Source organism: Sphingobacterium sp. BN32 (genome assembly GCF_030503615.1).
Lineage (GTDB): Bacteria > Bacteroidota > Bacteroidia > Sphingobacteriales > Sphingobacteriaceae > Sphingobacterium.
In genome coordinates, this window is the sequence record NZ_CP129963.1 from 1,203,914 (window position 1) to 1,215,327 (window position 11,414).

The following is an 11,414-nucleotide window of genomic DNA, read 5'->3' on the forward strand; positions in this document are numbered from 1 at the left end:
CAAAAGAGTGAGCAAAAGAATAGGAATATCTTCATAATATATTGATTTGTAGTAAAATACCTGTAGTTAATTTAAAAGTAAATATTAAAGCATAAAAGTGAAAATTATAATTAAATAATTTTTCAAATCTTTTTTGTTTTAATTTATTGTAAACCAATTTACATTGACCGCATTAAATTGTGATGGCTTTCATGTTAATTCTTTGTTTAGTCCTGATTGCTTCATGAAATAATCTCTATATTGTTCAAAAATTAATCTATTGTTTGAAATCTTCCTAAAAACAGTACTTTATGGACTCTAGAAGAGACTTTTTAAAAAAAGCTTCCTTATTAGCTGGTGCTACAGCAGCGACACAGTTTATGCCTGACTCGATTCAGCGCGCTTTGGCCATCGATGCACCTGCGGGTTCAACCTATCTTGATGCTGAGCACGTCGTTTTCTTGATGCAGGAAAACCGCTCTTTCGATCATAGTTACGGAACATTAAAAGGCGTACGCGGGTTCAATGATCCTCGCACAATTTGCAACCAAGGGATGCCTATTTGGCTGCAGAAAAACGCACAAGGAAAATATTATCAACCTTTTCATCTAGACATTGAAAAAACAAAATCTACCTGGATGGGGTCGCTGCCACATGGTTGGCGCGACATGGTATATGCCCGAAACGATGGGAAGATGAATACCTGGCTGGAAGCCAAAAAGGCCGGTAATCCGGATTATCAACACATGCCCTTAACCTTGGGGTATTATAATCGTCAGGATTTGCCATTTTACTATGCCTTCGCGGACGCATTCACGGTTTGCGATCAGCACTTCTGCTCTTCATTGACCGGCACAAGTGCTAACCGTTCGTATTTTTGGTCTGGCACTGTTCGGGAAGAAGCGCGCAATCCCGAGTCGGCGGCACATGTAGACAACGGACAGATCAACTACCGTGATGTGGCTTGGAAAACTTATCCGGAACGACTACAGGAAGCTGGGATCGATTGGCGCGTTTATCAGAATGAACTCAGTGTACCGGTAGGATTTGAAGGCGAAGAGGAGGATTGGCTTGCCAACTTCACAGACAATAACCTGGAGTTTCATAAGCAATATCAGGTGAAGTTCCATCCGGCATATTATGAATATATAAAGAAAGAAATTCCTAAGATCGAACATCAGCTGATGACGAGCCGCTTTGCAAGCGAGGAGGCTTATAAAAAGGTGCTGGATCGATTAGAAGGATATAAAAAAGACGTAGTGCGTTATTCTCCGGAGAATTTTGCAAAGCTCAGCAAGCAGGAACAGGAAATACACAAGCGCGCATTCACAACGAATACGGGTGATCCAGACTATCACAGCTTAACAGATATTACTTACTCGGACAACGGTAAAGAAAGAACGGTAAAAGTGCCAAAAGGAGATTTGTTTTATCAGTTCCGAAAAGACGTAGAAGAGAATAAATTACCGACAGTTTCCTGGTTAGTGGCACCTTGTCGTTTCTCAGATCATCCCGGATCGCCATGGTTTGGCGCCTGGTACGTTTCGGAGACCTTAGATATTTTGACGAAGAATCCTGAGGTATGGAAGAAGACAATTTTCATCCTAACATACGACGAAAATGATGGTTATTTCGATCATATTCCACCATTTGTTCCGGCGTTGCATACGCGTCCGGAGACGGGTGCTGTGCCGAAAGGAATGGAGACGGCAGATGAATTCGTGACGAACGAGCAGGAGAAGAAAAGATCGGGAAATAAAGATAGCACGCTTGATTCGCCAATCGGATTAGGTTTCCGCGTACCATTGGTAATCGCTTCGCCATGGAGCAAAGGTGGCTGGGTGAATTCTGAAGTATGCGATCATACCTCGACGCTACAGTTCTTAGAACATTTTATTGAGAAAAAGACAGGCAAAAAGGTTTTGGAGTCGAATATAAGCGCATGGCGACGTTTGGTTTGTGGCGATTTGACATCAGTATTCCGTAAACCCGAAGATTCGAAGCGTCCTACCATCGATTTTGTTGATCGCGATGCAGAGGTTAGCCGAATCTATAAGGCGCAGGCGAAAGGCTTGCCCGAAGATTTTGATGTAATGGACAGCTTAGAAGATGCGAAAAGTATTTCTTTTAAAAAGGGAAACAATGGGCTGCAGCTTGCGGAAGCAGGAACGAAGCAGGCCTGTGCAATTCCATATGATATGGATGTGAACTTCGTTGTCGACCGCGATAAACAAACATTGACGATAAGCTTCCAAGTGGGTGGAAAGTTGCCTGCACAAAAGGTTGTTGGTGTTCCATTCTTTGCGAAATCGGCTGTTCCTTTCGGGGAGCAGTCGGAACTTGATCGCGTTTTTAATTTTGCTGTCAAACCAAGTGAGTCGATCCATTACAAATGGGCTTTTGATAAGTTTGTGGGTGATAAGATCGATATGGAGGTTTATGGGCCAAATGGCTTCTATCGCCGTTTCGCATTCAGCAAAAAGAATGTGCCGGCGGCAGTCACGGTGGTCGCTGCGGATCACCATCGTGGTCTGCAATTGAAGACTAGTCCGTCATCAATCGGATTGTCTATTGAGCATGCCGCCTATGGACACGCTGCGAAGCAAGTTACCAAAGGTAAAACTTCCGCGCACACTTGGGATCTAACGCGTTCTTCCGGCTGGTATCATTTGGAAGTTACAAGCAAGGAGGATGATCAGCTGTTATTGATTTATGCCGGGCATCAGGAAAACGGAAAGCCAAGTATAACCGATCCGATTATGGGCGGTAAATAATAGGAAAACTATCAGACGGATAAATAAGAAGAGCCCTCGATCAAAGGGCTCTTCTTATTTATGTCGTTTCTTATGAAAATAGGGTATACTAATCTACTTTTTTGAAAAAAGTAGGAACTTTTAAATTATTCGCGATCACCTTTGGAAGGCTTCTTGAAAACAAGTTACGGAAAAAACTCTTTCGTGTGTAAGAGACCAGTAACACATCAACATCTTCGTCTTCAACCAACCTTTCGACTGCATATGTAATCGGTATGTTTACATCCAGGCGATTGACCATTTCGTAATCGTGGTAAGTTACCTCATTGCTGCCCAACGCTTTCATCACCTTCTCTTTCCAAAAAGTTATATCTTCGCTATTGGGTCTTCGTGGAGCTTCATTGATATGTAGCAGGGATACTTTCAGACTTGGACTGGTTCGTGCAATGAACTCATCTAATATATCGATGTCGTTGTCTTTAAAATTGGTTAAAACACCGATTTTTTCTAATCTAAACTCGCCGTAATTTGCCGGAACAGCCAGCACGCCAATCGGTGAATGGCGTATCAGCTCGTACGTATTGCTACCGATAGCGACATTGACCAATCCACTGGCGCCTTTTGTGCCCGTCACAATAAACTTAATCGAGTTTTCATCAATTAGACTGAGAACGATATCATTCAGGTTGCCTTCCATGCAAGCTGCTGTGCTATCAATATCTGGATAGGCTTCTTTAAAGCGATTGTAGAAAATTTCCATATCGTCTTCCGCGGCAGCGATATTGTGTTTGCTTACTTCATCTTTAAACTCTTGTGTGGCAAGCAATCGTGAGAACGTTTGATAGACATGGAGAATCTGAATATTCCAGTCATACTTCTTCGCTAATTCTGCAGCGTACTGGGCAGCAACCCATGCATTCTCTGAAAAATCGGTAGGGACGAGTAAGGCATGTTTCATGATGGGAAAATTAAAAGGTTATTATCAAATATACCCAAATCGTTGGCTGGAAGCAAATTAACGGGATGGGAAATGTGGTTATATTGCCACTTAAAATGGTTTTCTTGTTAAAAATTGTTAAGGTGAAGCGTCAAAAATACGATAGGGGAGATCGCCTCGTTATTATTATAGCAAAAGCGCACAGCAAGTGAGTAATAAGAGTAAGTAATTTCATAATTAGGTTAATAATTGGTTTGTTAAAAATCCTGAGGCCCCCAACCTCAGGATTTTTTATTTGTGAATATTTTCCAACAAACCACGATCATAAATTTTGCACGCTAATGTCTAAAATCTAAAATCTAATATCTCAATTCTCCCCTCTACTTCCCTCCCTAGGTCTAAATACTAACTACTAAATACTTACTACTACTTCAGCATCATGGCTTCTTTATGGTTCAACACCTGTTGGTAGGTTGGATCACCATGTAGAAATAGGCTTTCATGAAAAGGAGCGGGAATCAAAACCTTAGCTTCGAACTTATCGAGCGGGATAAAGAATAACACGCCGTGTGAAACCGATTTATCATCGATTATCTGTGTGTATTTGCTGGCCTTGTCTCCAAGCTTTTTCTCTTTCTCTAGTTTCTTTATCAATAGTTGCATATCTTATTTTTCCTCATGGAATACTAAAATAGGAACTTTGGAGTGAAATGCTAGGTTATTGCTAATGCTATTGTTAAACATACGATCGAAAAAGCTCCTATTGCGTTTCACAACAGCCAAGATGTCAATATTGTTTTCCAATAGGTACGTTGTGATGGTATTTTCTATGCTTTCTACTTCGTCGAGTAATACATAATTGATGTCTTCGTTAGGAAACTCATGTCGCCAGTTTTCTGTCTGCAATAAAACATCAGCGATTTTTGAGTTGTGAAGGATGTTTAAGCAATCCAGTCTGGCATTGACTGCTCTTGCCATGATTATTGCTTCACGGAGTGCTGGTTTATCTTTTTCGCGGAAGAGCGTAGTGAATACCACACGTTTGATACCTTGGTATTTTGCATGAGGAGGCACCGCTAATACTGGGTTTTGTATGTTTTTGATCACATTGACGGTATTCGATCCAATGATTTTGGATAGGAAACCACTTTCTCCGTGGGTACCCATCACGACCAGGTGTATTTTCTCGCGATCCACAATCTTTCTCACCACTGAAGCCACAGGTCCTTCCTCAAATAGGAAAACTAGCTCTACATCGGAAGCATCCTCCGCTTCGGCAATCTTCCGCATGCCCTGGGTTTTCTTTTTATACGTTTCGAATTGGTTCAGCTCGATGGATTGATAAACCTCTCCAATTAATTCAGGCTGACCGGCATGTGTCGCGGATAATACGGGCTCTACATACGTGTATAACACATATATCTTTGCATCGATCGACTTGGCGATGTGCAAAGCATAGACGAATGCATTTGTTGCAATGTCTGAAAAATCGGTTGGGAATAATAGGGCTCTCATGGTCTTTCTTTTTTGTGTCACTTAAATTTACCAAATATTAAGCAGATTGATAATGATAGCAGTCATTATTTCAGTTTATCCTGTAGCATTTTGCTAAGATTTTACGTACTCCTAATAAAATAAGTAATTTTGAGGTAATGTTATGGAATAAGGCTAATTAAACGATTTTAGGAAGAGAAGAAATTATGTCAGTATTGGAGCTTAGATAACCAGTGGGAATTTTAAATAAATACCTTGGAAATAGCACCCCATTGAACCTTAGAGTTGCTTTGGATAAGTGTGCTGTGTCTAACTCAGAGAAGGGCAAAGCTTACTTGTACAAGAAGTATTATGGCTATGTGATGGCTATTGTATTTCGTTACATGAAGCATGAGATGGAAGCAGAGGAACTGACGAATGAGTGTTTCGTAAAGATATTTTCTAAGATCGAAAGTTTTAGCGTTCATGAGGATGACACCATTCTGGAGAAGACCTTTAAAGCCTGGATCGGGCGGATTGCTGTAAATACCTCAATTGATGCACTTCGCGTTCGCAAGCAGATGTATATGCTCGACGATCTGAACGGTAGTGACACCTTACACTTTTCGGTCGAAGCGGATACCCGTTTAGAGTACAACGACATTATTGCGCTAATTCGCGAACTGCCGGATATCCAACGAACGATATTCAATATGTATGAAATTGAAGGCTACTCACATGATGAGATCGCCAGAGAATTAAGCATACCAGAGAGCACATCAAGAACTTATTTGACAAGAGCGAAGCAAAAGCTAAGGAAGCTTTATGCAACGCGTATTGATTTAGAAAGAATACAATCCTGATTCGTAGAGAAAAATGGAAAGCAACAAGAATAAAGACATTATTGATCACATTGTTAGGTCGTTAAGGGATAAGGAGGAGCTACCTTATCGCGAAGGTGCTTGGGAGAAATTCCAAAGCACCCAATTTGCACCTAAGCGTACAAAGGCCGCCTATTACTATTGGGCTGCTAGTGCAGCTGCCGCCCTTTTAATTGCGTTTTTTGCAGTTAATAGATGGTCAGAAGCGCCTATGGGAGATCATACGCTTACATCGAACGATTCTAATCCGACCGAGCAAACGACGGACCTGCCGGAATTAAATGATTCGCCGGCTGAAACGCCTCATGATTTGTCGGCAGCAAACTCCCTTAGCTCAGGGGTGATAACTGCCCAATCTACAGGGAATTTAATAGGTTCCAATTCATCAATTACGAACAAGTATCCTGTTGGAGATTTGCAGTTAGGAAGTTTACAGGCTGCGCATGTTGCTTTTGCGCCCTCCATGATGAATATTCCTACTTTGAAGGCCGAAGGCGTTGAAGTAAGAAGTATCGTAAATTTAACGAATACTAAACCTGTTCGTTCAGGAAATATAGAACATAGTATGGCTTATCAAGCTGGCCAATTTGCCATGCAAGCAGATGGGAAAGAGCCGAAGATAGGGCAGAAGAAATTTAGTTTTTCCGAAAAGTTCGATTTAGGATTATTCGTTTCTCCGAGTTCGACAAACGAGCAGATGAACTTTGGAGGCGGTATGCTATTGGGCTATAACATCAGTAAAAATTTGAGCGTTCGCACAGGATTGGCTTATAATCAATATGAAGTTGGCTTAATGAAAGACCCGATTGGAGCCCCTGAGACACAGATCCTCGCGACCTCAGATGTCTTGGAACATGATGCTAAATATAGCATGGTCGCTACCCAAGCAAGCCGTACGATGGTTTTGCCGAATGTGAATGCAGTTAGTGGGAATGTTCAGGCTTTTGAAATTCCTTTAGAGGTGAAATATAAAACCAATGCGGGATTATATGCATCTACAGGTATGACCTATGCTGTGGTACTCAATCAGAATCGTTATACCCACTTTATTGAAAATGCAAATGCTGATTTGTTCGAAAAAGGCTTGCCTACCACGTCGAAAGAAATGAATGATGCTGTACAGCCTGTGACGCGTAAGGTGAAAACTGACGAAGAAAATGTGAATACCAATAACTTCGGTGGCTTCGTGAACTTTTCTATTGGAAAAGAGATGCGCGTGAATAAGCGGTTGAACCTGTCAGTCGAGCCTTATGTAAAACTACCTGTAGGTAGCTTTAAACGAGCGGATATGAATTATACAAACGGCGGTATCCGAATTATTACGAACTTTTAAGTCGAAGTCTATAGTTGATCGATTCTAACCCAGGACATTCCTGCAGCGATGGCGCCTTGAACCCCAGGGTCGCCGTCCTCGAATACTAAACAGTCTTTGGGATCTACCTGTAAATGTTCTGCCGCCAATAGGAAGGGTTGAGGTGATGGCTTTCCAAACTCCGTGTCTCCTGCGCAAACTAATGTTTCATATTTCCCTTTCACATCAATAACATCTAAGGTGATATTTAATGTTGAGCGTGTCCCGCCAGATACAACACCTATTTTCTTAATGCCATGGTAGTCCAATAACACTTGGCGAACGAAGTCTACGGGTTGGGTTTGTTGGATAAAGTCTTGAATGAATATGGCAGATTTCCTTTTGGCAAAAACTCCATAATCTAATGCTACATGATAGCGCTTACTAATCTCTTCAGCAACGGCAATGGTTGGCCATCCAGCAGTTTCGTCGATCAAGTCGGGGTCTAAATCAACACCATATTCTTTAGAAACAGCAACATAAGCCGCTTTGTGCGCGTAGATATTGTCGGCTAATGTGCCGTCGACATCAAACAATAAAGCTTTGAAGGGAGAGGAGAGTTCTTTTAGTTTAAGGTATTTGTGCAACGATTGTTCATTCATGGCACAAAGGTAAGAAAGTCTCCGCAATTGGGAGACTTTCTTCAAGTTGAATTATCTTGATGCTTTACGGCGTTTAAGCTCTTTCATAATTAAGCTTAACTCGCGTCCGGTCTGTCCTCCAACCGAGGTGTTTTCTTGCGCACGACGGAATAGATAAGGCATTACAGATTTCACAGGGCCGTATGGCATGTATTTAGCGACATTGTATCCCGATGCACCTAAATTGAACGACAGGTTATCCGACATTCCTAGCAATTGTGCGAAGAACACATGCGGGTGGTTATGTGGGATATTACGTTTTTCTAGTTCTTCCGTTAGGATTCGACACGATTCTTCGTTGTGCGTACCTGCCATGAAGCCGATACGATCGATATGATCCAACATAAAGTAGATCGCGTCGTTGTAGTCTGTATCGGAAGCCGGTTTGTTGGGTTGAATTGGCGATTGATAGCCATTTTCTTTAGCTCTTTCACGCTCAATTTCCATATAAGCTCCACGTACGATTTTAGCACCCAAGAAGAAGTTTTGCGTCTCGGCGTATGCAAAATCAGCCTTCAATGAAGCTAACTTGTCGTGTCTGTATAATTGATAGGTGTTATAAACAATCGGTTTTTGCTGATTGTATTTTTCCATCATCTCTCTAGCGATATCGTCGATAGTGTCTTGGATCCAAGAGTGCTCCGCATCGATAAGTACAGGGATATCCGCCTCATAACAGGCTTTGCAAATTTGATCACAACGATCGTACAATCGCTCGTACTCTGCTTTTTCCTCGCTTGTTAAAGGCTGTTTAGCATCAATTTTCGCGAATAAATCAAATCGACCAAGTCCCGTAGGCTTGAATACACAGAAAGAAATCAACGGATTTGTTTTTGCAGAAACAACGGTTCTAAGGATCTCTTTGCAAGTTTCGTCGAAACTAGCTTCCGAATCTTCGCCTTCCACGGAATAATCTAGGATCGTCGTGACATTCCCTTTACCTAGATCTTGGATGGCTTGATAACAGTCGTCGATACTTTCGCCACCACAGAATTGTTTATAAATTGTGTTTTTAATGATTCCTGTTATTGGAAGTCCAATATTCAGGGAGAAATTGGTAATGGGAGTACCAATTTTAATCAAGGTATTGCTTGCTACCATTTTGAACAACCAATAAGCCTTGTTTAAATCTTTGTCACTTTTGTTTTTAAAAGCGATTTCGGTATTGTTAAAGTCAAGCTTTGTAGGCGTTGATATATCCATGATACTATATTTTATATATTCTGCAAAAGTAGTTAATTAATTGTAGATTATTTTAATGTGAAGGTTGTAAAAAGTTGGCAATTGCATATTTTTGTTTATGCAAACGTTTACATTAAAAGGGGAGTTCATTCAGATGATCCAATTATTGAAAGTCATGAATTGGGTTGAACATGGTGCTATGGCTCAATGGGTCGTAGAAGAGGGCTTGGTTAAATACAATGGCGAGGTCGATCTGAGAAAGCGCTTGAAAGTGAAAGTAGGAGATGTCGTCGAATTTGATGGTAATAAAGTAAAGATAATTTAACGTTAAAAATCCTATCTTTAGGCTGAAATTACATTATGAAAAAGATAACAAGCTTAGGTTATGACGTGGTGTTTGAAGATGATTTGAACGAACTACAGTCTTTTTTGATTGATCATGACTACTCCCAACTATTAATACTTGTAGACCGTAATACCAATGATCACTGCTTGCCAGTGTTACAGGCGTCCATTCCAGACATCTTGGATTATGACATTATCGAAGTAGATCCCGGCGAAGAAAACAAGAATATCGATTTCTGTATCGGTGTATGGAAGACCATGCTTGATTTCGGCGCTGATCGCAAAGCTTTGATGTTGAATCTCGGGGGCGGCGTTGTTACAGATATGGGTGGATTTGCTGCAGCAACTTACAAGCGTGGGATAGACTTTATTAATGTGCCGACAACATTGCTATCGCAGGTTGATGCTTCAGTAGGAGGAAAGACAGGTATTGATCTAGACAACGTAAAGAATATCATCGGAACTTTCACGCAGCCTCAAGCTGTATTTATCTCTACAGCATTTTTGAAAACCTTAGATGAAAGACAGATACGTTCCGGTTTTGCAGAAATCATCAAGCATGGCTTAATTCAAGATAAAGATCTATACAATAAATGTAAATCTCTAACCTTGCCAGTCGTGCCGAATGAGATTATATTCGAGTCAGTACAGATTAAGAATAAGGTAATTACGGAAGATCCAACAGAAAAAGGATTGCGTAAAATCTTAAACTTCGGACACACGATAGGGCATGCAATTGAAGGATATTCTTTAGTGAATGATCAGTCCCCGCTACTACATGGCGAAGCTATTGCTATCGGGATGATCTGCGAAGCGTACTTATCCCGCCGAGTAAATAATCTTGATGAGACCGAATTGGAGGATATTTCGCACTATTTGAACGCTATCTACCCGTCCTACTCAATCGATCCATCAATATATCCTGTACTGATAGACTTGATGCGCAATGACAAGAAGAACGAGAATAACCAATTAGGCTTCGCCTTGTTGAGAAATATTGGCAACTGCGATTACAATAAATATATCGATGAAGATCTAATAATTGAAAGTTTAGATTACTATAGAAACTTAACCAATTAAGGATGAAAAAGTATGCGGTATTCATAGTGGTATTATTCACTACGATCTTCGGGTTATCCGGCATCAGTTATGCTGCAGCCAAAAAGGTCCTGATTTTTACGAAGACCGCAGGCTATCGACATGATAATATTGAGAAAGGTGTAGAAGTTTTAAAGAAACTTTATAACGATATTGGTATCCAAACGGTGCATTCGGAGGATGCAGATCTATTCTTATCAGATTCTCTAGCGACCTTTGATGCCGTACTTTTCTTCAGTACCACAGGTACGATCTTTAATAAAGAGCAGAAAGAGGCATTTCAGAAATACATGCGTTCCGGCAAAGGCTTTATGGGCATCCATGCTGCTACGGATACTGAATTCGATTGGCCTTGGTATAATCAGCTGGTTGGCGCTTATTTCTTGAGCCATCCAAAAGTACAAGAGGCGAAACTCCAGGTCTTAAATCGAATACACCCTGCAACCAAGCATCTAAACAAGATATGGCTGCACAAGGATGAATGGTATGATTTCAAAGACGTTCAACCAGGTCTCAATGTCTTAATGAATCTGGACGAGGGCTCTTACGAAGGTGGCAAAATGGGCACGGTGCATCCTATAGCTTGGTTTCGAAAGTTTGAAGGGGCTAGAATGTTTTATACTGGATTAGGACATACTAAAGAATCTTTTGATAGTATGGCTTTTCAAAAGCATGTCGTTGGAGGAATGCGCTATGTGCTAGGCATGTAAGAAACAAGTAGAAAATACTAAAGGAGGCTCAATCAGCCTCCTTTTTTTATCTGTAAAAAAAATG

The 11,414-nt window shown here is 41.0% G+C and carries 11 protein-coding genes; 6 read left to right on the forward strand and 5 right to left on the reverse strand.

The genetic code is table 11. The annotated features are described in order from the left end of the window. Positions 1-290 precede the first annotated feature (290 nt). Positions 291-2,753 (forward strand): phosphocholine-specific phospholipase C, encoded by a 2,463-nt coding sequence (locus QYC40_RS04990; RefSeq protein ID WP_301992748.1) that lies wholly within the window; start codon positions 291-293, stop codon positions 2,751-2,753. An 88-nt stretch (positions 2,754-2,841) separates the two neighbouring features. Here the strand turns inward: QYC40_RS04990 and QYC40_RS04995 are convergent, their stop codons facing one another. The 3 genes from QYC40_RS04995 to QYC40_RS05005 form a co-directional block, all read right to left on the reverse strand. After that, a complete protein-coding gene (locus tag QYC40_RS04995; protein WP_301992749.1) occupies positions 2,842-3,690 on the reverse strand; it encodes a universal stress protein in 849 nt (282 codons plus the stop codon). A gap of 405 nt (positions 3,691-4,095) precedes the next feature. Then, positions 4,096-4,332: a hypothetical protein gene (locus QYC40_RS05000; protein ID WP_301992750.1), complete on the reverse strand. Its 237-nt coding sequence runs from the start codon at positions 4,330-4,332 to the stop codon at positions 4,096-4,098. A gap of 3 nt (positions 4,333-4,335) precedes the next feature. Further along, entirely contained in the window at positions 4,336-5,184 is an 849-nt protein-coding gene (locus tag QYC40_RS05005) for a universal stress protein (RefSeq protein WP_301992751.1), read from the reverse strand. A 212-nt stretch (positions 5,185-5,396) separates the two neighbouring features. On the opposite strand from QYC40_RS05005, the gene QYC40_RS05010 reads away from it, so the two are divergent. Both QYC40_RS05010 and QYC40_RS05015 read left to right on the forward strand, forming a co-directional pair. Beyond that, a complete protein-coding gene (locus QYC40_RS05010) occupies positions 5,397-6,005 on the forward strand; it encodes an RNA polymerase sigma factor (RefSeq protein WP_301992752.1) in 609 nt (202 codons plus the stop codon). 13 nt (positions 6,006-6,018) lie between these two features. Next, positions 6,019-7,356, forward strand: a complete 1,338-nt coding sequence (locus QYC40_RS05015) for a hypothetical protein (RefSeq protein ID WP_301992753.1) — start codon at positions 6,019-6,021, stop codon at positions 7,354-7,356. 8 nt (positions 7,357-7,364) lie between these two features. Here QYC40_RS05015 and QYC40_RS05020 read toward each other — a convergent pair whose 3' ends face one another. Further along, positions 7,365-7,976, reverse strand: coding sequence for an HAD family phosphatase (locus QYC40_RS05020; protein WP_301992755.1), 612 nt, complete (start codon positions 7,974-7,976; stop codon positions 7,365-7,367). Between the two features lie 51 nt (positions 7,977-8,027). Next, positions 8,028-9,218 (reverse strand): proline dehydrogenase family protein, encoded by a 1,191-nt coding sequence (locus QYC40_RS05025; protein ID WP_301992757.1) that lies wholly within the window; start codon positions 9,216-9,218, stop codon positions 8,028-8,030. A gap of 97 nt (positions 9,219-9,315) precedes the next feature. On the opposite strand from QYC40_RS05025, the gene QYC40_RS05030 reads away from it, so the two are divergent. Genes QYC40_RS05030 through QYC40_RS05040 form a run of 3 tightly spaced genes read left to right on the forward strand, consistent with a single transcriptional unit; the run spans position 9,316 to position 11,350 of the window. After that, positions 9,316-9,522 carry an RNA-binding S4 domain-containing protein gene (locus tag QYC40_RS05030; RefSeq protein ID WP_301992758.1) on the forward strand — a complete coding sequence of 69 codons (207 nt, stop codon included), beginning with the start codon at positions 9,316-9,318 and terminating at the stop codon, positions 9,520-9,522. Positions 9,523-9,557: 35 nt separating this feature from the next. Further along, positions 9,558-10,622: a 3-dehydroquinate synthase gene (aroB, locus tag QYC40_RS05035; protein WP_301992759.1), complete on the forward strand. Its 1,065-nt coding sequence runs from the start codon at positions 9,558-9,560 to the stop codon at positions 10,620-10,622. Positions 10,623-10,624: 2 nt separating this feature from the next. Further along, on the forward strand, positions 10,625-11,350 hold the full coding sequence (locus tag QYC40_RS05040; protein WP_301992761.1) for a ThuA domain-containing protein: 726 nt from the start codon (positions 10,625-10,627) through the stop codon (positions 11,348-11,350). Positions 11,351-11,414: the final 64 nt, after the last annotated feature.